Source organism: Salinimicrobium sp. TIG7-5_MAKvit (assembly GCF_049569215.1).
Taxonomy (GTDB): domain Bacteria; phylum Bacteroidota; class Bacteroidia; order Flavobacteriales; family Flavobacteriaceae; genus Salinimicrobium; species Salinimicrobium profundisediminis.
This window is the reverse complement of sequence record NZ_CP145903.1, coordinates 3,025,429-3,052,080: the sequence shown is the minus strand read 5'-3', so window position 1 is coordinate 3,052,080 and position 26,652 is coordinate 3,025,429. Positions and strand designations below refer to the sequence as shown.

Annotated in this window: 18 protein-coding genes, 1 tRNA gene and 2 pseudogenes; 8 read left to right on the top strand and 13 right to left on the bottom strand. The window is 41.8% G+C overall.

Features of this window, described 5'->3' with window-relative positions; all coding sequences use genetic code 11:
* Positions 1 to 6 precede the first annotated feature (6 nt).
* The 5 genes from V5739_RS13735 to V5739_RS13715 form a co-directional block, all read right to left on the bottom strand.
* A complete protein-coding gene (locus tag V5739_RS13735; RefSeq protein WP_423818618.1) occupies positions 7 to 1,527 on the bottom strand; it encodes a TlpA family protein disulfide reductase in 1,521 nt (506 codons plus the stop codon).
* Positions 1,517 to 2,284, bottom strand: coding sequence for a hypothetical protein (locus tag V5739_RS13730; RefSeq protein ID WP_423818617.1), 768 nt, complete (start codon positions 2,282 to 2,284; stop codon positions 1,517 to 1,519). The genes V5739_RS13735 and V5739_RS13730 overlap by 11 nt, the downstream gene beginning before the upstream one ends.
* Positions 2,285 to 2,431: 147 nt before the next feature.
* Positions 2,432 to 3,874 (bottom strand): RagB/SusD family nutrient uptake outer membrane protein, encoded by a 1,443-nt coding sequence (locus V5739_RS13725; protein WP_423818616.1) that lies wholly within the window; start codon positions 3,872 to 3,874, stop codon positions 2,432 to 2,434.
* A 12-nt stretch (positions 3,875 to 3,886) separates the two neighbouring features.
* Positions 3,887 to 7,300, bottom strand: coding sequence for a SusC/RagA family TonB-linked outer membrane protein (locus V5739_RS13720; protein WP_423818615.1), 3,414 nt, complete (start codon positions 7,298 to 7,300; stop codon positions 3,887 to 3,889).
* 203 nt (positions 7,301 to 7,503) lie between these two features.
* The gene (locus V5739_RS13715) at positions 7,504 to 8,619 is read right to left on the bottom strand and encodes a FecR family protein (RefSeq protein WP_423818614.1); all 1,116 of its coding nucleotides are present in this window, start codon (positions 8,617 to 8,619) and stop codon (positions 7,504 to 7,506) included.
* A gap of 105 nt (positions 8,620 to 8,724) precedes the next feature.
* Between V5739_RS13715 and V5739_RS13710 the strand changes: the two genes are divergently transcribed.
* From V5739_RS13710 to V5739_RS13700, 3 genes and pseudogenes are all read left to right on the top strand, one after another.
* Positions 8,725 to 9,279, top strand: a complete 555-nt coding sequence (locus V5739_RS13710; RefSeq protein ID WP_423818613.1) for an RNA polymerase sigma factor — start codon at positions 8,725 to 8,727, stop codon at positions 9,277 to 9,279.
* Between the two features lie 301 nt (positions 9,280 to 9,580).
* Positions 9,581 to 11,377: pseudogene (locus V5739_RS13705) on the top strand (type I restriction endonuclease subunit R); the annotation flags it as partial.
* A complete protein-coding gene (locus tag V5739_RS13700) occupies positions 11,351 to 12,382 on the top strand; it encodes a DUF3387 domain-containing protein (RefSeq protein ID WP_423820489.1) in 1,032 nt (343 codons plus the stop codon). The pseudogene V5739_RS13705 and the gene V5739_RS13700, both read left to right, overlap by 27 nt.
* Positions 12,383 to 12,585: 203 nt before the next feature.
* Here V5739_RS13700 and V5739_RS13695 read toward each other — a convergent pair.
* From V5739_RS13695 to V5739_RS13685, 3 genes and pseudogenes are all read right to left on the bottom strand, one after another.
* Positions 12,586 to 13,104 (bottom strand): annotated as a pseudogene (locus V5739_RS13695) (CatA-like O-acetyltransferase); the annotation flags it as partial.
* A 509-nt stretch (positions 13,105 to 13,613) separates the two neighbouring features.
* Entirely contained in the window at positions 13,614 to 14,855 is a 1,242-nt protein-coding gene (locus V5739_RS13690; RefSeq protein ID WP_423818612.1) for a site-specific integrase, read from the bottom strand.
* A gap of 216 nt (positions 14,856 to 15,071) precedes the next feature.
* Positions 15,072 to 15,145: transfer RNA gene (locus tag V5739_RS13685), tRNA-Pro, on the bottom strand.
* A gap of 205 nt (positions 15,146 to 15,350) precedes the next feature.
* Between V5739_RS13685 and ggt the strand changes: the two genes are divergently transcribed.
* The 4 genes from ggt to V5739_RS13665 all read left to right on the top strand — a co-directional run bounded on the left by ggt (position 15,351) and on the right by V5739_RS13665 (position 19,475).
* Positions 15,351 to 17,057, top strand: a complete 1,707-nt coding sequence (gene ggt, locus V5739_RS13680) for a gamma-glutamyltransferase (protein ID WP_423818611.1) — start codon at positions 15,351 to 15,353, stop codon at positions 17,055 to 17,057.
* 276 nt (positions 17,058 to 17,333) lie between these two features.
* The gene (locus tag V5739_RS13675) at positions 17,334 to 17,765 is read left to right on the top strand and encodes an MBOAT family O-acyltransferase (RefSeq protein WP_423818610.1); all 432 of its coding nucleotides are present in this window, start codon (positions 17,334 to 17,336) and stop codon (positions 17,763 to 17,765) included.
* Positions 17,766 to 17,855: 90 nt separating this feature from the next.
* Positions 17,856 to 18,719, top strand: coding sequence for a hypothetical protein (locus tag V5739_RS13670; protein WP_423818609.1), 864 nt, complete (start codon positions 17,856 to 17,858; stop codon positions 18,717 to 18,719).
* Between the two features lie 24 nt (positions 18,720 to 18,743).
* Positions 18,744 to 19,475, top strand: coding sequence for an acetolactate decarboxylase (locus V5739_RS13665; RefSeq protein ID WP_423818608.1), 732 nt, complete (start codon positions 18,744 to 18,746; stop codon positions 19,473 to 19,475).
* 66 nt (positions 19,476 to 19,541) lie between these two features.
* Here V5739_RS13665 and V5739_RS13660 read toward each other — a convergent pair whose 3' ends face one another.
* Positions 19,542 to 19,760, bottom strand: coding sequence for a hypothetical protein (locus tag V5739_RS13660; RefSeq protein ID WP_266071016.1), 219 nt, complete (start codon positions 19,758 to 19,760; stop codon positions 19,542 to 19,544).
* A gap of 405 nt (positions 19,761 to 20,165) precedes the next feature.
* Here V5739_RS13660 and V5739_RS13655 point away from each other — a divergent pair, with 405 nt between their 5' ends.
* A complete protein-coding gene (locus tag V5739_RS13655) occupies positions 20,166 to 21,056 on the top strand; it encodes an arsenite methyltransferase (protein WP_423818607.1) in 891 nt (296 codons plus the stop codon).
* A gap of 51 nt (positions 21,057 to 21,107) precedes the next feature.
* On the opposite strand, the gene V5739_RS13650 is transcribed toward V5739_RS13655, so the two are convergent.
* The 4 genes from V5739_RS13650 to V5739_RS13635 all read right to left on the bottom strand — a co-directional run bounded on the left by V5739_RS13650 (position 21,108) and on the right by V5739_RS13635 (position 26,622).
* A complete protein-coding gene (locus V5739_RS13650) occupies positions 21,108 to 21,452 on the bottom strand; it encodes a cupin domain-containing protein (RefSeq protein ID WP_423818606.1) in 345 nt (114 codons plus the stop codon).
* Between the two features lie 241 nt (positions 21,453 to 21,693).
* Positions 21,694 to 23,838, bottom strand: a complete 2,145-nt coding sequence (locus V5739_RS13645) for a glycoside hydrolase family 97 protein (protein WP_423820488.1) — start codon at positions 23,836 to 23,838, stop codon at positions 21,694 to 21,696.
* A gap of 208 nt (positions 23,839 to 24,046) precedes the next feature.
* Positions 24,047 to 25,327: an alginate export family protein gene (locus tag V5739_RS13640; RefSeq protein ID WP_423818605.1), complete on the bottom strand. Its 1,281-nt coding sequence runs from the start codon at positions 25,325 to 25,327 to the stop codon at positions 24,047 to 24,049.
* Between the two features lie 401 nt (positions 25,328 to 25,728).
* Positions 25,729 to 26,622 (bottom strand): diacylglycerol/lipid kinase family protein, encoded by an 894-nt coding sequence (locus V5739_RS13635; protein WP_423818604.1) that lies wholly within the window; start codon positions 26,620 to 26,622, stop codon positions 25,729 to 25,731.
* Positions 26,623 to 26,652: the final 30 nt, after the last annotated feature.

The following is a 26,652-nucleotide window of genomic DNA, read 5'->3' as shown; positions in this document are numbered from 1 at the left end:
TTGGGATTATATGTTCAGTTCTTTAAAAAGGGCTACAAGTTCAGGGTCAGACGGAAAGGGAGCACTGGCATCCACGATCTTTCCTTCGGGGTCAAGCAGTAAAAATCTGGGTATATTTTTGATATTAAAGGTGGTGGCAAGAATGGAATCCGCAAACTTATCAGCTATTAACTGATGCCCGGTGAGGTTCTTCTCCCTTACAAACCTCTTCCATTTTTCCAGATCCTTTTCCTCGTCAATAGATACACTTACGAATTGAATATTTCTGTCACTATACTCCTTCTCCAGTTTTTGAAGGCTGGGTATTTCTTTTATACAGGGGCCGCACCAGGTGGCCCAAAGGTCGATATACGTATATTTTCCCTGAAATGAAGTGAGGGTGATATCCTTATTTTCTATATCCTGAAATACAATTTCGGGGGCGGGATTTCCTTCCAGCATTCCTTCCAGGTGACGATATTTTTCCTTTACCACCTTCGCCATCTCCGGATAGGGAGTATTTTCGCCAAATTCGTCATAGAGCCTTCTTGAGAAATCCCCTGACAACGAATAGGCCATAAACTCATACCTCACCTCTTCCGGAAGTTCGGTACGGGTCCATTCATAGAATTCGGGTAAAGCCGGATCTGCAAGTTTCGCCAATTCATATTTCTTTCTGAGGTAAGATCTGAGATTATAAAAATAACCAATTCCATTGGACCCTATATCGTCTTTTAGCGACACCTCTCCCAGGAAATCGAAATAATCTGAAGGAAGTTCGGTGGAATCAAGTTCATTATAAGATGCATGACCTGCCGGATAATAGATTTTAGAGCCCACAGCGGTGCTTATGTAGTCGTTGCGAAACATTTCCAAAAGAATTGGACTTACTTTCCCCTCCTCTGCAAAAGTATCTAGAAAGGCAAGTTTTTCATCCCTGAGGCTATCTGTGATTTGTTTATATTCATTGGGCTGCCGATGAACCAGATTGTACCAGTTCTTAAGGAATTTATGTTTATAACTGTTGTAAGTGGTCTCTTCCAGCTGGACAAAATCATTGTTTGCTGCAGCATTCCCACTGAATGCAAGCGTTTCATTCATTTTTTCCACGTCGGCAGTGACATGCAGGCTATCTCCTGGTTCCAGATAAAGAAATACCATTCTGAAATCCATAGTACTCGCCTTATTGATAGTATCTTTTCCCTCCACTGTTGTAAAGGTAAATTCTTCCGTCATAGGCACTTTACCAAAAGAAAACCAGCCTTTTAAAGAATTCTTGACATGAAGTTCCATCCTGAAATTTCCATTGCCATCAAAAGCTACTTCTTCCTTTTCAAGATCATTTAAGAACTCATAGGTGTAATAGGAAAAATCAACTACCGTATCCCCGAAATTTTCTATTTTTCCTGTTACTACCATAGGTTCGGGGTCCTCACTTTTCGAGGCTTTCTGATCCTGTCCACAACTGATTAAGGTAAGTGTTGCAATAAAGAAACAAAGGAAATAATAGAAGGGGTTTCGCTTTTCTGTAAATGTTTTAAATATCATTGGGCTTGCTTTTAGAATTATATGGACTTTGCTGCCATTTTTCATTAATTTCTTCAAGAGGAATGCCTTCTTGTCGGAACATTTCCGAAACGAATTCATATTTCTCCCGAATCATGGGATACTCAGACATTAGAGCTTCCATTTCGGCCGGGTCAGTAGTTGCCCCCCACGCCGCGTATAGATCAAAATCCTGTTGGTCTGTCATAATCAGGGATTGATTTCCTGTAAGGAAACCTCTTTCATAACCATCCTCCAGCGAATTTACCTGCCAGTAATAAACTCTGGCGTCTGTTTTATAATCCACGAAGGGTCGATAGAAATTGGTCATTAAGCCGGGGTCACTTCTAAGCACCGAGGACAAACCATAAAAGAAGGTTTGCTTATAATGCAGCGAATCCATCTTCTCTTTATCAATACCCCCTATCGTTAAGTCTGCATTCGAGTTATACCAGAGGTAGGATATGTATTCGTAGGCGCCACTCGTCAGGTCGTTCTTATAGAGGTAAAAATTCCTGAAGACCAAGTTTTCCTTTCCTTCTGGAAGTACTTTAATAAATTCGTCTTCAATCATATTCACGTAAAGTATGGCTGCTGTACTATCTGCGGACAGGCGGTTGGGGATCTGCAAACTTTCCTCAGAAACCAGATCGCGGAACATCCTGTCGCCTACAATTGTATCAGAGTAGACTATAATGCCGTAATCATCATAAAGTTTCAGGATCCTGTCGGTCAGGGGCGTCCCAGGAGTTAGATTCACTGGCAGTTCCTGGGGAGCGGAATAATCTCCGGTCAGGTCCTCCGCTTCTGAGGAGCAGGAAACAAATCCGATTAAAATAACCGGAAGGATCAGAAAAGATTTTATAAGTAAATGTAAACTTTTCATATTTTTCATCTTTACTATTATTTATCTTGGGTTTGGCTCCATCAGAGAATTGTAATCTAACTCCATTTGTGGGATCTGAAGAATATATCGCGGATCTCCCTGCGGAAGCACATAGGTTTCATTGTTGTGCTGATGAATAATTTCGGGCATTCCATATCTTCTCAGGTCATACCAGCGGTGGAATTCCCCAAAAAGTTCCCTGCGGCGCTCTTCCCTCACGGCGGCTATCACCGCTTCTTCATTAGGATATTCCGTAGTGGTGTATTCATAATACCCGCTCTCCTCCTCGAAACTATCAGAAAATTTGAAGCTTCTAACGTAATTGATATCATTGAAAGCAAGTTCCTGGCGTCCAGTCATGGCATAGGCTTCAGCCCGGTTCAGATAAGCCTCCTCCACCCGCATTCCCCTTATTGGTTCCCCTAATCGGTTGGGAAAAGGTCGAAATTTAAAAGGTACCCGACCCTGGGGCCCCTTGATATAGGAGAAATAATAGTATCTCAGGTCCCCCGGTTCAAAAATGCCGGTGAGGTCATCGGAAAGGGCCAGGGATCCAGGCCAAAAGATATAACTGTAAAACTCATTAGATCCATAAAGGAAAAGCACGTTGGAATTATTTTCATTCAGGTAATGCGTCCCTTGGGCATAACCCCAGCTGGTTTGCGCAAATTCCCAGGTATTCCCGGAAAGGTCAAAAAGGCGGGAATTGGAATCTATGACCTCGGTAGCATATTCGATGGTGCGTTCATAATCCTCCATATAAAGTGCAACTCGGGAGGCCAGCAGTTTTGCAGAGATCGGGGTGAATTTATATTTGGACGTGATTCTCTGGTCATTGGCTTCCATCAAACTAATCCCCATGGAAAGATCCTCCAGGATCTGATCGTAAATCTCCTGAACGCTGTTACGAGTATAGGATTCCGCCTGTACAGTTGGATCCAGCTTTAAAGGTACTCCCGGATCAGAAGCCGCGGTAGCAGCATCGTAAGGTTTTGCATACAAGTTGATCAATTTAAAATAGGAAAAGGCTCTAAGAATCATGGCTTCACCTCTGACATATTCCTTGAAACCCTCATTTCCGGTGGAAGAGGCCGCATTATCCACTACCACATTGGCGTAATAAATCGACTGATAGAAATTCTTCCAGGATTGGTCATAACCATTCAGCATGGAAGGGTGTTCATGAGTTGATTCAAAAGAAAATGGATGAATGGGATACTCAATCGCATCCTGGTTAAAATACCGGATATCCATATCGTCGGTCATCATTTCCACATAAAAATCCAGAACCACCTGCGTGCCATAATCACGCGTGGTAGGATATCCGAAGTTTAATAATTCATCGTAATCCTGAACAGTCTCCGGCTTCAGTAAATTCTGCGGATCCTCTTCCAGAGCATCGTCACACGAACTCACGGCAAAAAGGAGACAGAAGAGCAATAGCATTTTATTTAGTGCTTTCATATTTGTAGATTTTTAGAAGGTGACATTTAAGCTTAGCAGGTATGAGGTCGGCAAAGGCAGGGATTGATACGGGAAGGTCTCTGGATCGTAGCCATCAAGCCTGTCATCTGCAAATAACAGTAGGTTGTTTCCTTCCAGCTGCAGAAATCCTCTCGACAAGCCAAGGGTTCCCAGAGCTGACTGAGGCAGGTAATACTGCAACGAAACATTGCTCAGGCGCAGGTAGTCACCTTTTACAACTCTTGCATCACTCTGGTTCCAGTACATTTTATGGTTATTAGCTCCCGTTTCGTTTCTGATATTGGGGATGTCAGTGAAGTTTTCATCTCCTGCTTCCTTCCATGCATTGGCAAGTTCCGTGCTCAGGTTCTGGTCGGGAGCAAACATCCATGACTCCAAAATCTGTCCTCTTCTGAAGTAGTTCCCGAACCCATAGGTAAACAGGGCAGAGAGCTTGAAATTCTTATATTCGAACAGGTTACTAATCCCACCTTGGTAAGGGGCCTCAATAGGTCCATTATATACCAGATCCTCCACCTCGAATTTCAAATTTCGGGGACCCTGGGTCAGTTCGCCATTAGCAAGGTTAAACCTGGCAATACCATTTTCATCAATATGTGAAAAATCCACAGAGTACAAGGCATTCAAAGGTTTGCCCACCAATGCTGCATCCGGTTTATATGGGAAACCAGAAAGCATTCTGGCCACCACAGGATCAAGATTCACCTTGGTTACTTCGTTTTTATTATAAGCAAAATTTACGGTGGTACTCCAACGGAAACCTTCTTCAGGAGCGTAGAAATTCCTGGTGGTAATCCCAAACTCCACTCCCTTATTTGTAACATCGGCAAAGTTTATCGGCAGATATGAGAATCCGTTCACTTCTGAAATCCGTGTGTTAGTGATCAAGTCCTCACTCTTTCGGCTATAAACATCTACAGCACCCTGGATCCGGTTTTCAAACAGCGCAAAGTCCATCCCAATATTGGAGCTGTAAGTCTTCTCCCATCTTAAATCGGGATTAGCGGGGGAAGCAATCTGCAGTAAATTAAGCTCAGACCAGTAGGTTGGGTTCAGGAACGATGCCACAATCTGTGGAGTACTCTGGCTGTTGGTCGATCCCTGCAGCCCATATGAACCCCGGAATGACAGATTGTTAAATAAACTGCCTTCCATAAAAGCCTCATCCATCACATTCCATCTTGCAGAGGCCGACCAAGCAGGCTCCCATCGATATTGTGGATTGGAACCAAACAGGTTAGATCCGTCGTACCTAACATTAACATTAAAAATATATTTATCCATCAAGGCATAAGTAGCCACCCCAAAATAAGAAGCAGATTTAGTCGTAAAATCCCGGATCATCAGATATGGAGTTCCTGCCAATTCTTCTCCAATGTTCTCATGCGGGGAAACTATCCGGCCTCTATCATGAAGATATCCCCACCCGATTGAATTGTCACCCCGGTAATTATTTACGCGATATTCTCCTCCTCCATAAACCTGGAAAAAGTGGTCCTCAGTTTCTAAAAGATCATATTCTAAGGCCATTCTTGCCATGGCATATTCCTGGAAATTGGAATTGGAAAATAACACTCCTCCAGATGGTAGATTGCTGTCTGCAGGAGCAGGTTCTCCAAATTCTGAACGCCTTATTCCCGCTACCTGATTGGTATTTTCTTTATAATAGCTTTCATCCAGCTGTCCGGTACTGGTATAATTTATTACTGCGAAAGCTGAAAGATTGTCAAGCACCTCCCAATCCAGAGAAACACGAGTACTTGTTCCATTCGTGGTGGTGGTTTGATCTGAATTTTCATATTCGTTCATGATGTTGAACGTGTAGAAATCGTCGTGGCCACGATACATATAGTAGCTTCCATCCGCATTCTTAAGCGGAAAGGTACGGCTGGTATTAATCGCATAATCAAAAGGTTTGGGGGTCCCTCTTGTAAAATTAGAGATCCCAGGAGGAACTTTGCTAAAGGCATACGAATTCCGTTCTGATTTATAAGAGGACAAATAAAATTCCACATTCAGACCTTCCGACAGCTCTGTATTGAGCTTGAGGGAAGCGTTAAATCTCTTGTTTCCCGTCATAATATCGGTGCCTTCCTCGTCCACCATTCCCAGGGAGGCGTAATAATTCATATTTCGTCCTCCCCCGGAAACATTAAAATTGGTGTTGGTGCTGAAGGCGTCCCGGAACAGAATATCAAACCAGTCGGTATTGTATTCCTGGGCATTTCGTACTTCAGCCTCAAAGTCTGCCCAGGTAGGTAGGGTACGGTCCTTATAACGTGCATAAGCCCCCGCCAATCCTACCGAATTCACATTCCCATCGGCGTTGTAATACATTAGTCCGGAGTCCAGGTAATACTGCTCCACGCCGATTCTCTCTTTGGAATTCATCAGGTTGAAGTGGTCATAAGAAGGACGCCGTGCAATAGAGGTGGAATTATTAAAGTTGACCATCGGCGGGCCTTCTATACCTTTTTTTGTAGTGAGTACGATCACTCCTCCGGCCGCTCGCACTCCATAAATGGCGGTTGCAGAAGCATCTTTAAGAACTGTGATGGATTCGACATCCTGAGGGTTTACACCCGACAGTGCATTTCCTATACGATTCACTACATCGGGAGAATTCAGTTCCGCAGGAGTGAGTGGCACAGGATCTTCCAGCACCACCCCGTCCACCACCCATAATGGGGAAGTATTTCCTGTTAAAGTGGAAGTCCCCCGGATCTTGACTATTGGAACGGCTCCTACTTCCCCGGAACTGTTAATCACAGAAACACCGGGAATAAGCCCCTGAAGCATATCATCTACCTTGGTATCAATCGCTATAATGTCTTCAGTATCGAGTTCATTAATAGCTCCGGTAGATCGTTTTTGTACAACGGTGTTGTATCCGGTAATTATTATCTCTCCCAGAGCATCAGAAGTTTCTTCCAGTACAACATATAATACCGACCCGGCATTTACATCCTCTCCTACGAGGATTTCCTGCACTTTAAAACCGAGGTAGCTGAAGATAAGGACATCTCCAGTGTCGGCACTAATGAAGTAGTTTCCATCAGTATCGGTCACGGTACCATTTTGGGTGCCTTTAACCATTACGGTCACCCCCATCATAGGTAACCCGTTAACATCGGTGACCTTACCGGAAATCTTCTGATATTCCGCCTGTACGCTCGGAGGGAGATAAGAAAAGAGGATGATCTGCTTCTCCTGGATCTCAAAACTCACCCCAGTATCCTTAAAGACTTGACCAAGAACTTCTGATAAGGGTTCCTGATATACCGTTACCGAAATTATTCTTTTTAGATTAATGTCTTCAAGGTTATAAAGGAACCTCATATTAGATAGCTCCTGGACCTGCTCCAGAAAAACCCCCACTTCGACCTCCTTAAGGTCGAGTGTCACTTGGGGATTTTGTAAAAAAGGGCTCGCTTGGGTTGTCAAAAATGAAATAAAGAATATAAATATTGTGAATTTCATTTTAATCCCGCAAATTTGCAGGTGATTTGGTTTGAAACCAAAGTAACTGTGTTTCATAATCGAAAATTAGTGGTTGAACTCTATTTGATCACATTTAGGAACCGGAGAATTTGGCAGAATTCTTCGGTTTATTTTTTTTCTATGGTCACCTTTCCTGCATTTATTTTGTATTTAAATGGACGACTTTTGCTAAACAAAGCCAAAATTTGCTCTATATCCTCATCCACAAATGTGGCTGTAAAGACTTCCTGCTTCAGCTCAGGAACTTTATTCTCAATTTTCACATTATAAGTCCGCTCCAGCGTCTTGGTAATTTTCTCAAAAGTTTCATTCTGAAATATTACAATCCCTTCCTTCCAGGCAATATGTTTTCTAATGTTCACTTTTTCAACAGTAATGGCAGCCTCTGAATTTGTAATACTTGCCATTTCTCCCGGATGAAGCAACTGAAAAAAGTTCTTATTGTTTAACATAATAGAACCTTCCGTTAGTACGGCGGAGGAAATTTGATCGTCCTCATATGCAGAGATATTAAATTGAGTTCCTAGAACGCTGATATGAAAATCCCCGGTGTTCACCTTAAAAGGATGCAGGGAGTCTGTAGAAACCTTAAAGAAACCTTCTCCCTTCAGAAATACCTGTCGGTCTTCTCCGTTAATAAATTGTACCGGATAACTAAACTCTGTGCCCGCATTTAACTCTACTTCGGTTCCATCGGAAAGCACAATCTGGAAAAGAGAGCCGTAAGGCACGGTAATCGTGTTGTATTCAAGTTCTGTTGCTTCTGGAAGTTCTTTATAAATAATTTTGTTTGCGATTTTAGTGGCTATTACCTCTCCCTTTTTGTTGGTGATCTGCTTCTCTCCCTCCATCTCCAGTATTTTAATATTTCCATTCCCCTCTTCAATATAAACTACATTGGTTTCAGGAATTGCTGTTACTGTCGTTTGCTCATTCAGAAAGAAAGTCATTGCCATCAGAAGCACCAAAATAGCTGCATATTTCAGCCAGATTTTCCAGTTTAAGCTCTTTTCACTTCCCAAATTCTTTTCTATTTTTGAATACCCCTGAACAGCATGGAATTCCTTTTTGTCCTTTTGTAGTAGAAATTCCAGTTCCACCTGACTATTAAATTCCTGGAGGTTTTCAGGATGCTCCAATAAGACCTCCAATTCTTCCTGTTCGGCAGCTTCCAACTCGTGTCGGAGGTACTTACTTATTAATATTTCCAAATCCTTTTTCATGCTTACTTTTCCTTATGACGAGAGAAAAAACACAAACCCCTAACTTAATTAACTTTTTTTTTACATATTTGACCTTTCCAGACCTTAGCAGAATGTTAACCCAACATGAATTACCTATTTCAGAATGAAGAGCGACTGATCAAAGACATATCCAGAGGTAATTCTGGAGCTTTTAAATATGTTTTTGATCTGTATTATGCCGATCTCTGCAGATATGTGACTCATTTCACTTCCGATCCAGATCAGGCAGAGGACATTGTTCAGAATTCAATGCTATCGCTGTGGAGGAAACGAAAAAAGATTAACATTACCACCTCCCTTAAAAGCTATCTTTATAAAGCCTGTCACAATGGGTATATAGATCTTTACAGAAAGAACCAGAGGATCTCGGAACATCTGGAAAGTCTTAGATACATAGAAGTCCAAAAATTACAAACTGATCAGGATGCCGATGCAGAATATCTTCGTATAAAAAGGGAAAAATTGAAAAAGGCTATAGAAAATCTTCCTGACAAATGCAGAGAGGCTTTTATACTGCATAAATATGAAGGCCTTCAATATTCTGAAATAGCTGAGGAATTAGGTGTATCAATAAAAACCGTGGAAAATCATATAGGGAATTCCCTTAAACGACTTAAAAAAGGGCTTAGAGGCATTTAAAAAGTCCCAGTAGTTGTAGGTAAGGTCAGAGCCCATATGTCAATACGATAAAATGCACATTAAAGAATAAGTCATTAAATTTTAAGACTATGATCAGGCCCAATGGTATAATGACACAATTAGGGGCAGGATGCACTATTACGCAGAGTAAAATGATTTAAGGCCTCAGCGGATTTCTTAAATGGATGCTTATTCTCTTTCCCTCATTCTACCATTGCCAGTATTTTAACTGGTTTTGAAAAAGCAGCTTCTGAGTTAGGGTCACGGAACACCATCTCCCGAAGCCCTTGCAGCTTTTACGCAGCACGAGGGAATGGATCTTGATCACCGCAACCGCGATTTTCATCTAAAAATGACCCAGGGGGTTTCCCTTACCTGGAAAGATGCTTCGGGCAAAGAACAGGCCCGGCACCTCTACCCTATCAATTTCAAAGAACCTGAGAAAAATACCTTTGTGTGTGCAGATGAAGTAAAGATCATTGGCAAGAACAGCCGGCGCACAGATCTGCTCATTTTCATTAATGGACTTCCGCTCATTGTTTTTGAATTCAAGAATATGTTTGATCCCGAGGTGGGCGTGGAAAACGCGCACCGGCAAATTGGGCATTACTTTCAGGATATTCCGCAGCTGTTTGATTACAATGCCATCACGGTAGTTTCAGATGGACTGGAAACCCTGCACGGGATGTATAATTCCTCTCTAAAGTGGTTTGCTCCTTGGAAAAGTCTGCACGGCAATGACCTTCAGCAGAAACAGGAACTTCAGCTGGAGACCTTGCTGAAGGGATTATTTCCGAAGAAAACCTTATTGAACTACCTGCAAAACTTCATTTTCCACGAAGACCACAACGGGAAAATAATCAAGAAGGGCGCAAAATATCACCAGTACTCGGGCATCAAAAAAGCGGTGGACTCTGCGGTAGAAAATATAAAACCCACAGGTGACGGCCGGCTGGGAGTGATCTGGCACACGCAGGGATCGGGCAAAAGCATTTCGATGGCCATCCTTACCGGGATCCTTAGGCAAATGCCCGAAATGAAAAATCCCACCATCCTCATCCAGGTAGACCGCAATGACCTGGACCAGCAACTCTATGAGAATTTTGTGCTGTGCAAAGACCTGGTGGGCCACGTGCAACACGCCGATACCACCGATGAGCTGCGGGCCCTGCTGAGCACCGATGGCGGCGGGGTGATTTTTACCACCATTGAGAAATTCCGCTTAAAAGAACTGGCTTCGGGAAAAGAGCTCTCCCACCCTGTACCTTCTGAACGGTACAACCTTATCGTGATGGCAGATGAAGCCCACCGCACCCAGTATGGATTCCATAGCGGCGGCTTTGCGCAGAACATAAGACGCGCCCTGCCCAATGCCTCCTTTATAGGCTTCACCGGAACTCCCGTAGATGGCAAGGATGCCGATACCCAACAGGTGTTTGGACCCACCATTCACACCTACGATTTCAAACAGGCCGTGGAAGACGGGGCCACGGTGCCCATTTATTACGAGCCAAAAATGGTTCCGCTCAATATTAAAGCCAAATATGATAAGGAGCTGGATGAAATGGAGGAAGATGAGGACGAGGAAAACAATGCGGTTTGGGCAGCGATAGAAGATGCCGCCGGAGCTGCTGACCGTGTGGAACGGGTTGCCAAAGACATCCTTACCCATTTCAAGGCCAGGACAGAAAGCCTGGAAGGCAAAGCGATGATCGTGTATATGAGCCGCAAGAACTGCGTAAAAATGTACAATGCGCTAAGCGCACTTAAAGAATGCCCTGAAATAGCCGTGATAATGACCGGAAACATCAGCAAAGATCCTACAGACTGGAATCCTCACATACGCACCAAAGACGCGATGCAAGCCATTAAAAAGCGTTTCCGCACGCCTGAGGATCCGTTACAAATAGTGATCATTCGCGATATGTGGCTCACGGGATTTGATGCCCCCTGCGCCCATACGATGTATGTGGACAAGATCATGAAAGGCCATAACCTGATGCAGGCGATTGCAAGGGTGAACCGGGTCTTTAAAGACAAACCCAACGGACTCGTAGTAGATTTTATGGGCATTTCCGGCTTTCTGGCCGAAGCCACCAAAAAATATACCGCCGTCGGCGGAGAAGGAAAACCCACCTTGGATCTGGAAGCCCCGGTAAAAGTATGCCTGGAGCAGTTCGAGAAAGTGAAAGATCTAATAGGTGATTTTTCTGCGGAAAGTAGCAACGCAATGACCGATATAAATAAAATGAAATGGTCCAGCAGTGTTGTGAACAGCCTTTTAAAATCTGATGCCGTTACCGATGCCTTTTTGCTTGAAGAGCGAAAGCTGGCAGAACTGGTGGCAATGACGAATTCAGATCCCCGGGTTTGGGAGATCCAGGAAGAGCTGGCGATCATTCAGAAGATCAGGCAACTCATCAGAAAGGTCAAATTCCCTCCCGGTCCCCGCAGGGAAAAGAATGAAAAGATAAAAGACCTGATAAGCAAATCCCTGAAATCCCAGGAAATTGTAGACCTGGCAAAAATGCACAACCTGGAAAAGATCGATATTTCCATCGTAGACGATAGATTCCAGGCCATTGTAAAGGAAAAAGGTGACGAGAACATCAAAGTCGAATTGCTGCGCAGGATCATCAATGACGAGATACGGGTGCGAATGCCCAAGAACATCCGCCGGATGCGCAAACTGAAAGACGAGCTGGAAAAAGTGCTGAGCAACTACCACCGAAACTCATTGGATTCCATCGCAGCCATCAAACACCTGCTGGACATCGCCAATGAATTTCAGCAGGATGACATCAGGACCAGGCAACTCGGCTTAACCGAAGATGAACTGGCTTTCTATGACCTGTTATCTGCCAACGAAAAATTACTCAACCAAACCGGCCCCATCCAGGACCTGGCGCATAAAGTAGTGGACTCAGTCAAGAAAAACCTGCAGCTGGACTGGACCAAAAAAGAAGACGCCCGCGCCGCCATTCGCATGGCGGTGAAAAAAGAATTACGGGGAAAAGTGCCATTTTCGGAACTGGATAATTTACTGAAAGAAGTAATTGAACAGGCAGAGGGGCAGTATGGAGATTGGCCGATGGAGGCTTAATTCTTAAATTTTTCGATGCTTTGATGATTTAGAAAAACGCTCCGCTATTCAGCACCCATTCCCTCTTTCAAGGTAACCGCTGGTAGCCATCCCGGTAAATTGTCTCTTGTTGATTTTTAAGATTCCCCGGGAGGTTTTCAGATTTAATTTTTCTATGGTGACCTGGTTACCAGCTCCTATTCGTACTTTTAGGCAGCAGCTATCTATGTTTTTTTATTAAGTTGTTCTTGAAAATTTTCAAGATATTTTCCTAAATGTAACCCATCCACAAGCCCATGATGTGCTTCTATTGAAACAGGAAGATATTTTTTATCATCACGAACAGCAAATTTCCCAAAAGTAATCTTAGGTACAGATTCCTTTTTGTCATGGTTACTCGGGTGCAAAAGTCCTGTGAAAGAATGCCAGGGAAAGGTAGAATTTCGGATTAAGTCTTTGGTGATATCGTCATTGTTCAACCTTAATCCTGTTGTAGACTTCACAGCTGTTATTTCCCTTTGCAAGTCATTATTAAAGTTATCAAAGCTTTCGCTGAAAGATATAAACGCAAAGCCGAAGGTACCATCTTCTCTGCCAATTGTGGTTCCTGCATGAACAGTATTGAAAGCAATTACTTCTTCATCTTCCATCCGATATTTTAATTCGTCCACTGAATTTACCGCAGTCATTGATTTATGAAGGTAATAGGCGAAGAAGGAAATACCGGCATCTGCTGAAAATTTATAAGCCTCGGTACATTCAACCTATGTTACTATACCAAACATTGGATTAGCCATTTTTGACAAGAATTCATAATGCTCTCTCCTGTTCCATTTGTCGATCTCAATAACTCTCACTCTCTATTATAATTTGGAACCACAAAGTTAGGTTATTTGCGCTATTCATATAGGCGGAAAGTCGGGAACCGTCAGGTAGAAAAGGTGGATCTGATAAAAGTCTGGACTGTGTAATTGCTAAAATTAATATTGAACCTCTGGGTTCGGGGTAGTCTTTAAAAATTAAAAGACCTACGGATATTTCTTTCTTCTTTGTTTATTTAATCCGTCCCAGAGGAGGACCAATCTTGTTATAAAATGCTATAGGCATTTCAGACAGAATCTTCCTACCGATTCTCACAACCACTTGAAAATCTCCCTGGAGTCTTCGTCGGAATGACAACCCAAGAAAGCTTCGACAGAAGAAATCATTTATTTGTTGGAGCGATATTATTTTAAAAATCATACAATTCAATCTAATTGCCATTAATCTTACGCTTTTCCCGAATTATTTGATCCAACGTAGAAATATCTGAACTCAATTTATTTTCCAGTACTCTTGCATATATTTGAGTGGTAGAAAGTTTAGTATGCCCTAGTAGTTTTGAAACAGTTTCAATTGGGACACCATTGGAAAGAGTCACTACCGTAGCAAAGGTATGCCTGGCAGAGTGGAAAGTGATTTTCTTTCGGATCCCGATAGATTCCATGACTTCTTTCAAATATTTATTGGTCTTCTGGTTGGATATAACTGGAAAAACTTCGTTTGCTCCTTTTGCCGGATCTTCCCTATATTTTTTGATAATTTCCTTGGCAGGATTCAGCAGCGGAACTTTTACAGACTGCTGCGTTTTTTCTCGTTTGGTATAAATCCAGTCTTTGCCATCCATACCTTTTACAAGTTTATCTATTGTCAGCTCTTTGAGTTCAATATATGCCAAGCCAGAATAGCAAGAAAATAAGAACATGTCCTTGACCCGTTCAAGGGAAGTGTTGGTAAAGATGGTTTCTTCTAGCTTATGCAGTTCTCTCTCGGTCAAAAATTGTCTGTCACTTTTCTCAAACTTTAAGCTATAATTCCTGAAAGGGTTCTTTTCAAGCCACTCTAGTTTTACAGCAAGATTTAGTAATTTTTGTAAACGTTCTAAATGTTTCATAGCCCCATTATTACCACAGGCTTTTTGTCCTTTTTCTAGTTTACCACTTCTAAGAAACATTTCAAATTCTGCGATGAACTGGTAATTGATATGTTTAAGAAATATATTATCTGTTTTTTTCTCCTTTCGTAAAAATTTTTCTAGGTATTTGGCGGTTGTGAAGTAATTCTTAAGTGTTCCCCATTTCAGAACATTCTTCATTTTATTATTATGATAATGAACAATATCCGTCAATGTCTTATGGTCCTCATCAAGTCCCAAATAGGAAGCTTTAATTTTTGCAGCTGTAATAAGATTGTCTTTATCCAGAAGTTTCTTATGAATATCCAATAGTTGAGAATACACTTGGTCAAGATAGCTATTCAGTTTTCTAATTTTAGGTGTGGTCCCTTTAATTCTTCCTTTGGAACTATCCCATTCATTCACTGAAGTTTTTCTTTTGAGGCTCATTTCAGCACATTTTCCATTCACGGTAATCCTGGCGTAAATGGATAAATCTTTCGAGTTCCGGTTCAGCTTTCTTGTAAAGAAAAGTACGGAGAATGTAGTAAAATCAATCATTTCAGGCGTCTTTAAGTGATACAAAGGTTTGTAAAGACGAAAGTCAAATTAACCGCTATGTTCTTCTAAGATACTGAATTCAAGGAAAGAAAGTATTCACCGAATCATTCACTAAAATGGATGAATTCGTTTGATATCATATGATATCAATAAAAACAAAAAACACTGAAAATCAATAGATTAACAGTGTTTTTATACCCGTTTAAAAACGGTTCGTCGGGATGACAGGATTTGAACCTGCGACCCTACGCCCCCCAGACGTATACGCTACCGGACTGCGCCACATCCCGAATTGAAAGTGCAAATTAAGCAGCTTATTTCTAATTTTCAAAGGGAAATTCCGCTTTTTCCGGTGTTTATTTTCTCCCTGTAGCTTATTTACCGCAAAAGAACAGAGAATGAGGAGAATACTTCAGGCAGGGTTTTGAACTGTTTTAATTAGCTATTTATTATTTTGCCTTAGTTTAGCCTCCTGGTTGTGAAAAATCTCAATACATGAAGAAATACTTTGTCTTTTTTCTGCTGATTATACTTCAGCAGTCCTGCAAAATTCCGAAAGAACCTCAAGAGTTTTCTGCTCCGGCAGAACGCGGATTAACAGCAGAGCACGCAATGGTGGTCTCGGCCCGTAAAGAAGCTTCAGAAATAGGCCTGGAGATCATAAAGCAGGGCGGTAATGCCTTTGATGCCATGGTAGCTACCGAAATGGCTTTGGCAGTGGTTTATCCATACGCCGGAAATTTGGGCGGGGGTGGCTTTATGGTGTACAGGCTCAAAAATGGCAAAACCGGTGCCCTTGATTTCCGGGAGAAAGCCCCCTTGGGTGCAGACCGCAATATGTATCTGGACAGTCTTGGTAATGTAAATCCTCAAAAAAGCCGTTTTGGCGGACTGGCCGTTGGAGTCCCCGGAACCGTAGCCGGAATTTTTGCCGTACATGAAAAATTTGGTAGCATGCCTGTAGAACAGATTTTGGCCCCGGTAATTGCACTGGTTCAACAGGGTTTTGTGGTAACTACCAAACAGGCTGCTGCCCTGGCATATCATCGCAATTCTATCATTAAAGCCAATCATGAGAACGTGCTGTTTGCCAGAGCTCATGAAGCGGGAGACACCCTTAAAAATCCTGCGCTGGCTGCAACGCTTCAAAGACTTGCTACAAAAGGCAGGGAAGAATTTTATTCGGGTGAAACGGCACAAGAACTGGTACAATTTCTTCAGGAAAAAGGCGGAATTATCAACATAGATGATCTTGCTGCCTACCAGGTGAAATGGCGGGATCCCGTAACTTTCACCTATGATGATCTTAGGGTGATCTCAATGTCTCCTCCATCAAGTGGCGGCATTGTGATGGGACAAATTATGAAGATGATTCGCCCCTACCCTCTTCACGAGTACGGTCATAACTCGGTAGAGGCCATACAGGTGATTACAGAGGCTGAAAGAAGAGCCTATGCCGATCGTGGCTTTTATCTTGGTGATCCCGATTTCGTTGATATTCCTTCGGAAATGCTGCTGAGCGAAGATTATCTCAAGGAGCGTATGAGTAGTTTCAGCTTTCAAAAAGCTACTCCTTCTAGCACGATTGGCCATGGAAATGTACCGGTTGCCGAAAGTCTCGAAACCACCCACTACTCTATCGTTGATGCTGAAGGAAATGCAGTTTCAGTGACTACTACCTTAAATGGTGCTTATGGATCAAAGCTCTACATAGAAGAACTGGGCTTCTTCCTGAACAATGAAATGGATGACTTTAGTGCTAAACCGGGAGTGCCCAATATGTTTGGGCTGGTAGGAGCCGAAGCCAATTCAATAGCGCCCCAAAAGAGAATGCTAAGCTCTATGACACCAACAATCGTGGAGAAAGAAGGAGAACTTTATATGGTGCTTGGTTCGCCGGGAGGCTCTACGATCATTACCTCTGTCATGCAAACTATTCTAAACGTTACTGAATTTGGGATGGGAATGCAACAGGCGGTAAATGCACCACGTTTCCACCATCAATGGCTTCCTGACGAAGTGCGTTTTGAACCGAATGGTTTTTCTGAAACCACATTGAATACGCTACAGCAAAAAGGCTATAACATTCAAGTGGGAGAATCTACCATTATTGGAAAAGTAGATGCCATTCTTGTATTGCCTAATGGAAAGCTGGAAGCTGGTGCAGATCCACGCGGAGATGACGCTGCAGCAGGATTTTAATTTGCTGTAACTTGAAACCTAAATGCAGATGTAAGGTTAACCTTTGAATAGTTGGGAGTTCACGATTGGACCACATACCAGTCGCAACAGCGGCTTGACATTCACGGCCTGCTTTGATTAATTGAAAATTATCTGTGTAAAAGCCAATTTGAATAATGAGGAACTGCAAATGAGTTATGATAAAACACAACTACCTGCAGGTTTTAGAAATATTCTTAAATTGATTTAAATTAAATGTTTCTGAATCCCGGCACCTGAATTAAGTAAAAATTTTAATTGAATATTAATCTTTCAGATTACGTAAAGAAAAGAAATGGGGTTTCCATGGGAAGCCCGGGGTCATTGCGCAACAATCTTTCCCGCTCCTTTGGAGCTAAGAACTTCCCGACCTTCTGGACATACTGGAATCCTATTTTTGGGTATTACCTCGGAAAATTTATTTTCAAACCTTCAAAAAGGATTTTCCCCACATCCATTGCATTGGTCATCACCTTTTTAGTAAGTGGTTTAATTCATGATACCGTAACGGCACTACTGCGCGGAAAAACATCATTTTTCTTTACAGTATGGTTTCTTTTAATGAGTTTTGCTGTATTACTAACAAAACTACTGAAGCATAACTGGTCGAAGCAAAGCTGGCTGGTAAGAGCATTAAATAATTTTACTATCATTTTGCTATGCTTACTTCTTACAATCTGGATCTTATAAAACACCAGAATTCCAGGGGAAATTCTACTTCAGTAAGAGAAAAAGTACCGGCTGTACTTTTCAGAAAAAACAACAGCTTACATCAGCAAAATGAATAAAATTCAGGTCGGTTTTTTAATGTCTTATGATTACCGGTTACTCAAAACCTCCCTCCCATTGGTGTACAGCGAAGCCGATTCTATCATCATTGCGCTCGATAAAGATCTAAGAACGTGGACGGGCAGCAAGTTTCAGGTTGAGGAGCAATTTTTTGACTGGCTTGATGTTTTCGACACAGAAAATAAGATCAACATTTACAGAGATAATTTTTTCCTCCCTAATATCTCCCCTATGGAAAATGAGGTAAGGGAAAGAAAAATGCTGGCTTCAAAAATGGGTATAGGAAACTGGCTGATACAGGTAGACAGTGACGAATATTTTGTGAATTTTAAAGCTTTTGCCGAGGCCCTGAGATCGCGCAACAAGTATCTCGAAAACCCCGAAAAGAACCGAATCCAGATTGCAGGTTATTATATTAACCTGTATAAATATACCGGGAATGGAATTTTGTACGTATCAAAACCCCGCAATCAAAAATTTGCCACCAACTATCCCGATTATGTCACAGGGAGAAACACCAAACAAAGGGTAATCTACGTTCCGCATATTGTTATACACGAATGTTTATCGAGAAGTGAAGATGAAATAAAGACAAAGTTCTCCAACTGGGGGCATTCGCACCAGGTGAACGGGGAGATCTTTCTGGACAAGTGGAGGCAGATCGATGAAACTAATTACAAACAATTTGGAGATCTATTTTATCTAGAGCCCGAAAAGTGGAAAAGACTTGATTATGTGCAGGGCCAGTCAATGAATAAAGTTATAGAAAATCTAAAATCCCGGGAGTTAAAGCCTTCAAAAACCCACCTTTTAAGCAAGAATTTTGGGCAGTGGTTCAAATTCTTGTTCAAATAAATTTTTACTCTTCAACTCAAAAATATGACTTTTAAGAAACCGTTTATCGCAATACTTACCTTGACGATTTTAAGTTGTCTTTCACCAAAAGAAGGAACAACAGAACAACATGCTGCAGTGAATATTTTTGGAGCCATGAGAAATGTAATGTTTAAAGGAGACCTGCAAGACAGGCTCTCCCTCGACACCATTGCAAATAAAACAGGCCTTTACGGTTTGGGGCCCTTAAGCAATCTTCAGGGCGAACTTCTTATCAACGACGGGAAAAATTATATTTCAAGAGTAACAACAAACGGAAGTTTAGAAGTAAAGAAAAGCTATGATGCGTCGGCACCTTTCTTTGTGTATTCAAATGTAGATAAATGGGAAGAAATTGCCTTACCGGACACTATTGCAACTATTCAGGATGTGGAAAAATATATTGGAGAAAGAACTTCTAAAATCAGCAGTCCCTTTGCATTTAAACTGAAAGGAACTGTAGCCCACGCAAAAATCCATGTGTTAAACCTGCCGGAAGGAGCAAAAGTTTCTTCCCCGGCTGAAGCACATGAGAATCAGGTTGATTATGACATTAAAAATGAAAAAGCAGAAATCATAGGATTTTATTCTACAGAACACAAAGGAGTTTTTACGCATCACGACTCCAACGCACACATGCATCTTATCACTGCCGATGAACTCAAGATGGGACATTTAGATAAGCTGCAAATTGAAAATATGAGCTTGTACCTCCCGGAAGGTCACTCACAGCAATAATCTTTACCCAGGCAATAGCATTAAAGGGAACCTTTCAAAAATGGCATTTTTGAAGGATTGTTTTTCTCATTTACCATAAGTAGAAAAACAACTATCAGTAGCCCAGTAAGCAGTCGGTTTTGAATCGGGGTAAAATCCGTGGGCGCCAACCTCCTCAAGAGGATCGAGAATACGGGACTGGCTTCCGCCCCCCTTAGCACTTACGGCAGGCTCTTCCCTATCAGTTTTAGAACAAAAAAGTGAACAAAATACAGTTGTGATCACAGCAACAATTACCTTTTCCATCAGTTGTGGAATTTGGAGTTAACACTTGTTTGCCGTAGGGAAGCAGAGCCAAATGTAGCAATTAACTTTTTATTAGGAAAACAAACTTTTATTTAAAGTGTCAAAAATGAGCTTTTTAGGAATTATTTTTCTGGCTAAAGTATCCTGAATGTATAGGGAATTTATATTTTTAAGAAATTCTGCCGCTTTGAATCAGTAAGGGATTTCGATGCATGAAATAGAATTTTGCTTTCCCTTCTTCTGCTGAAAAGTGCTGCTGGCATTGAGCAAGACAATACAAAACCCAGATCGGTCTTAATATCTATTTTTAATTTCCGAAGAAAAAATCCGCAGTATTTTCTCATCTGAAGTATTTATCGTAATATTACAATGAATATAAAAACTGTTATTCCAAAACTTTAAAATATGAACAGGGATCAGGAACTTAAGAATTCGGTAAAGGAGCGATACGCAAAAATTGCCGAACAGGGAAAAGCAGAGAATGCGGCTTCCTGCTGTGGTGCAACAACACCTTCAAATAAAGTGTACAACATCATGATGGATGATTACACGGGAACCGGTGGTTACGTTGAAGAGGCCGATTTGGGCCTGGGCTGCGGACTACCTACTCAATATGCAGGTATTAAAAAGGGCGATACCGTAATAGATCTTGGATCGGGTGCCGGAAACGACTGCTTTGTAGCCCGACACGAAACAGGGCCGGAAGGTAAAGTAATAGGTATAGATTTTACTCCTGCCATGATCGCTAAAGCCCGTATTAATACCGAAAAACTTGGTTTTAACAACGTAGAATTCCGCGAAGGAGATATTGACGAAATGCCGGTGAATGAAGATAGCGCCGATGTGATTGTGAGTAACTGCGTCCTTAACCTGGTACCCGATAAGCCGAAAGTAATTAAAGAGATCTACAGGGTTTTAAAACCTGGCGGGCATTTTAGTATTTCGGATATTGTCTTAGTGGGGGAATTGCCTGAAGCTTTACGTGAAGACGCAGAAATGTATGCGGGATGTGTGGCCGGAGCCATCCAAAAAGCGGATTATCTGCAGCACATTAAAGATGCAGGTTTCAAAAATGTAACTCTTCAAAAGGAAAAACCTATTACCATCCCCGATGATATTCTGGAGAAATATCTCTCTCAGGAAGATATGACCGCCTTTAAGCAAGGAGCAACCGGGATCTTTAGTATTACGGTTTATGCAGAAAAACCGGGCGCTGTAAAAGATAAACCGAAATTAAAAATGGTAGACCTCCAATCGCAGGGTGCATGCTGTACTCCCGATTCTGGTTGCTGCTAAACGCTAAACCTGCGCAAAGTGTAAAAAGCCTTGCGCAGGTTTTATTTTCTCCTAAGAATCTTCAGCTACACCCTTTACTCTTTCGGCAGTATCAGATTTTGACAGGGTGAGCCGCACTATACTATCTTCCTCGGCCTTAAGATCGTGAGGTATGCCACCCTCCAAAGAAAGTAGATCTCCTTTGTTGATGGTGTGCACTTCGCCGTTTACCCCAAAATTTATGGCACCCTCAAAAAGTTCCACCACAATCGGATAAGGAGTTTTATGTTCTTTCATGACCTGGCCTTTTTTCATAGCTATTCTTATTTCCCTGCTACTATCGGTATCCAACAGCACTTTAACTGCAGGTTTTTGATCATTATATTCAATATCTTTAAGTAAAGAAGCAGTTTTCATAATTTATTTTTTGATTTAAATTATAAAGTACAAAAACTTCAGGAGAACACTATAACTTATACAGAATGCTAACATTTATTTCTGATTTCAATACTTCAGAAGAAGGTATTTTCCTGTGAATTTATTCCGCTTCAGTTTAACTGAAATTAAAAAAGCCCAATCAGGTTTTTTCAGAAACAGCAATAAAAAAACCGCTTAAAAAATGACATTTTAAGCGGTTCTTCAGAAGAATTTATTTCTACTACAGTTTTCTAAGGCCTCTGGTTTCAGATTTATCTGCTTCCATGATGCTGATGGCGTACCCACCACCTGCAGCCGAACGCTGCGACAACTTAGATTTGTTGTTCACTACTACCTTTATTATCTCGTATGCCTGCGGATTATCTTTGTAATGCGCATCTCTAGCATCTGAATATATGGTGGCGATATAGGTTTTGTCGCCGTCAAGAAAATCAAATTTAATCTTTGAGGTTCTTGGCTGCTCCCCATTCACGTTCCCCACAAACCAGTCATTTGTACCTTTTTCTTTTCGGGCAATGGTGATATAATCTCCAGGCTCTGCCTCGAGATAAAGGCTTTTTTGCCAATCCATTCCCACATCTTTGATAAACTGAAATGCATCCATAAAACGCTCGTAATTTTCAGGAAGATCTGCAGCCATTTGCAGTGGAGAGTACATGGTAACGTACAATGCCAGCTGATTGGCGATGGTGCTGTTCACCCAGGATTCATTCTCCGGATTCACCTTACTAATGTCCATTTCGAAAATTCCCGGCGTGTAATCCATAGGTCCGCCAATCAACCTGGTGAAAGGCAAAACGGTTACGTGATTTGGCTTTGAGCCTCCAAATGCCTGATACTCGGTACCGCGAGCCGATTCGTTTCCAATGAGGTTTGGCCAGGTACGGGCAATTCCTGTAGGTCTTACCGCCTCGTGAGCATTCACCATGATCTCATAATCGGCGGCTTTTTCGATGGCATATTGATAGTGATCTACCAGCCACTGGCTGTAGTGGTTCTCCCCTCTTGGCAGGATATCACCCACATATCCACTTTTTACAGCATTGTAGCCGTGGTCTTTCATGAACTGGTATGCAGAATCGAGGTGACGCTCATAATTTCTTACCGAAGAAGAGGTCTCGTGGTGCATGATCATCTCAACACCTTTGCTTTTTGCATAATCCCTTACTTCCTCCAGATCGAAGTCTGGATACGGAGTCATAAAGTCGAAAACATAATCTTTAGAATTCCCAAACCAGTCTTCCCATCCAATATTCCAGCCTTCTACAAGCACTCCGTCAAAGCCGTGTTTCGCAGCAAAGTCAATATACCGCTTTACATTTTTTGTGGTTGCCCCGTGGGTATCATTGGGAGTGGCATTCTCATAATCGGTCTCCCCCAGTTTTACAGCAGGAAAGTCGTTGGTGTAATGCCAGGAACTTTTCCCGGTGATCATTTCCCACCATACGCCTACATATTTTACCGGTTTTATCCATGAAGTATCGTCAATAGCTACAGGATCGTTAAGGTTGTAGGTCATTCTTGAAGCCAGAATATCACGGGCATCATCGCTCACAATAATCGTTCTCCAAGGAGTTTTTCCCGGCGCGATCATGTAAGCTTTATTTCCGGTTACATCGGGGGTAAGCCATGATTCAAAGATCATGTTCTCATCATCCAGCTCCAGGTGCATTGCAGAATAATCAAGCAAAGCAGCTTCATGCAGATTGATGTAAAGTCCTTCATCTGTTTTCATCAAGAGTGAAGTTTGCACTCCGGTATCCGAAAATGAGGTTTGGGAAAGGTTATCTGTAATAGAACCTTCCATTTCTCCTCTAATTTCAGAAAGTTTTGATTCAATATAATCATATTCCTGGGTGTCGTAATCTCCCGGGATCCAAAACGCTGTATGATCTCCTGTCATGGCAAACTGGGTTTTTTCATCTTCTACGATAAAGTGCCCCAGGTTTTGCTGCTGCGGAAATTCATACCTAAAACCGAGTCCGTCATTGAACACCCGAAACCGGATGATCATCTCACGATTGGTAGATTTTTGGTTGAGTACTACCGCGAGTTCGTTGTATTTATTCAAAATCTCGCTCTCTTCTCCCCAAACAGGCTCCCAGGTCTCGTCAAACTGAGATTCTTCCCGTTCAATTACTTCAAAATCATTAAGTAGGGAATGTTCATCATCTTTTATTTTAAAGCCCAGGGTACTGGTTTTAACCACAGGTTTCCCTTTGTAAGAAAGGCTATATGCAGGAGTACCGTCTTCAAGCAACTCAAATTGCATTTGCACTTCCCCATTGGGAGACGCCACTTTTTGAGCTACTGCCGGTGCGGTAAAACCTAACCAAAGGCAGGTAATCATTAGTAACTGCTTCATCTTCAATTTTCTCATTTTGTAATATTAATCGTTGATTTGAAAGACAAATATAATGCTTCTTATATAGAAGAAATGCACACTTCTCTCAACTTAATAAATTTAAAAAAGCTGTCTAAAAAGCTGTTCAGTAGTGGTTATGAAAATGAATCAGAAGGCCACAAACATTACTTTTTAGACAGCTTTTAATGCTGAAATATTATTTCTGAAATTATATACCGGCGTCGGGATTTTGGGTTTTAGTAAAACTAAACAGCTTCGGACTAAAACTTACCATCACCCAGGCCCAGTTTTGTGTCTGCCCACTGTCACCACCTTTTAGGATCTCCAGCGAATCACTTCCAAACATTTGAGAGTATCCGAAGTTTATACCAAAGTCCTTTCTGAATTTGTATCCGGCAGAAAGGTCGATCTCGGTACCCAGGTAGCTGTCCTGTTCATTTCCAGCGACATCTACTATTTTTGCTGCTGAAGAAAAGACATGTGGTACCACCGAAAATTCAAATTTAGAAGTGACATAGGATAACTTTCCGTAGAGGTCCAGCAAACCGACTGAATTCTGGTGGTTGCCCACGTAAAAATAGTCCATATGCCCGTTAAAGGCATGGTTGGTTCCAAAAAGCGGAGTGAAAGACTTATTTTCTCCCGAAGCATCGTCCAAATCGGTTCCTGAGAGGTACTCTCCTCCCAGGCCTGCTTTCCAGTTTTTGTTCAATTTATAATTGAGGTTAAGCCCGGCATACAAGGCAGAAACATCTTTGTCATTGCGGCTTCCGGCCTGGCCGTAAACCCCTAAATCTCCAAAAAATTTCCCTGAGACAAAATTGTGAAAAGCCCCAAAAGTCTGGATGTAATCTACCTCCCTATCCTGTTGTACGGTGTCAAATTCATAACCTGTATTCATCAGCAAAAAGCTAAAACCAACATTATTCAAATCCATGTGGTACCAGGCCATTTGCAGGTTTTGATAAGAATTCACGAGGTAAGGCGCGTCAATAATGGTCTCGGCTTGGGCGTTGTAAGCCGCGGCCACATCGAGCCTGTGATTTAAAGCAAGTTTCCATGAAAGCAAGGCTGCATCATGACTTTGCCCCTGCTGGGCCCAGTTCACCTCTCCAAGAATCCGTTGATTGTCGTAAGAAAGTACCTGCCGCCCAACCCGAAACAGGAAATTTGGACTCGCCTGATACTGCCCGTAGGCTTCAAAAAGTGAAAAAGTATTGTTATCTTCAAGACGCATGGTTGGTGCATCTCCCCATACGCCAACACTCTGTCCCGAAAATTTTACCAGAAGTTCTTCATCCTGGTAACCCAGGGTCAAACGGCTGCGTTGGGAAACCTGTGCAGCAGGATCTGCGGTTTCAGATAAAAGGGTTTTGTATCCGTTTCGATATTCAAAACGTGGCCGAATTTGCAGATCGGCTTCAAAAGTTTGTGCAGTAGTAGAAAAAAAGGTCAAAAGTGCTGTAAAAAGCAGGAGGCTGCGTTTCATGAGAATATAATTTTATTGCACAAAAGAAGACAAAAATATCCTTATTCAATATGATCTCGCTCATACTGCTGCTTTTGCACCTCCAGCCAATAAAAATGAAACCTCCACATCATTTACCTCTCAAAAAGGCTAAAAATCGGATCTCTTTTCTTCGGAAGTTATAAATAATAACTCAGCTCAATTGGAATTCTTCAGAAGCAGAAAACAAAAAGAATCAAGAAACGGAACGCGAAAACTTCCGTAGAAATTACCTGTCAAAAATGCCATTTTTGAGGGCGTACAGAAGTGTGTACAATATTAATTCTTCTGAAAAACACACCCATACTCAGTTCGCTACAAGCTTCGTAAGAAATTGGGCGGAGCAATCTTTGTTTATTTCAGAAGATTACGAAAAATTCATTTTAAGGTGTCAAAAATGTGAAAAATCCTTTTCGATTTTCCACCCTGATCTCTTCCTCCCGGTAGTCTTCAATAATCTCATCATCAATATGTACATCTTTACCTTTCCACTTGAGGCGAAGCGACTTCACCTTGAGTAGATCGGCAAAATCTTCCAGTTTTTTAGCTGTATTCCTTTCATTAAGATGATCTTGTATATATAATTTTAGTTCCTCTCTTCTTTCCTCCCGCACTGTTATCAGTTTAAAATATCCGTCTCCGGTCTCGGCGTTGGGAGCGAGTTCAATATTGGACCCAATATACCTGATATTCATAAGCTCTATGAGAAGGAATTTCCCTGTGATCTCTTTATCATCGGCAATAATAATTGCTTCGCGGGCTTCGTAAGAATCTATGACCTTCACCAATGTTTCGCGGGACTTCTTTATCTCATCCTGTTTTTCATCATCATCAAGAGCTTTCATTTCGCGAACCAGTTTTGGAAAAATACCACAACCTATACCCTCAATAAAAAAACCGGCCTCTTCAACTCCCTCCACTATGCCAATATCAAAGCCTGTTTTCGTATTTTGTGTTGTAATTCCTTCTTCAGGAACTTTTATACCGAGCGTTGTAGCTATATTATTGGCGGTACCATAAGGCAGCACCTGCACGGGCACCTGCTTTATACCCTCTTTGGCTTCGAGCATGAACTCAGCAAACTTTTGCACCGTACCATCACCCCCTGCTACAAAAATCACATTGGCTTGCTTGTGGGTAAATCGCTTCATAAAAGGATCATTGGTTGAGAAATAAGACACTTCAAAACCGGCTTTTTCTACCTGCTTAACAAGATTTTCTTTATCATGATTCCCACTACCGGCTGTTGGATTATGAACGAGAATAGCTTTTTTCATGACGCGATTTTACTTCAAATATAAGATGCT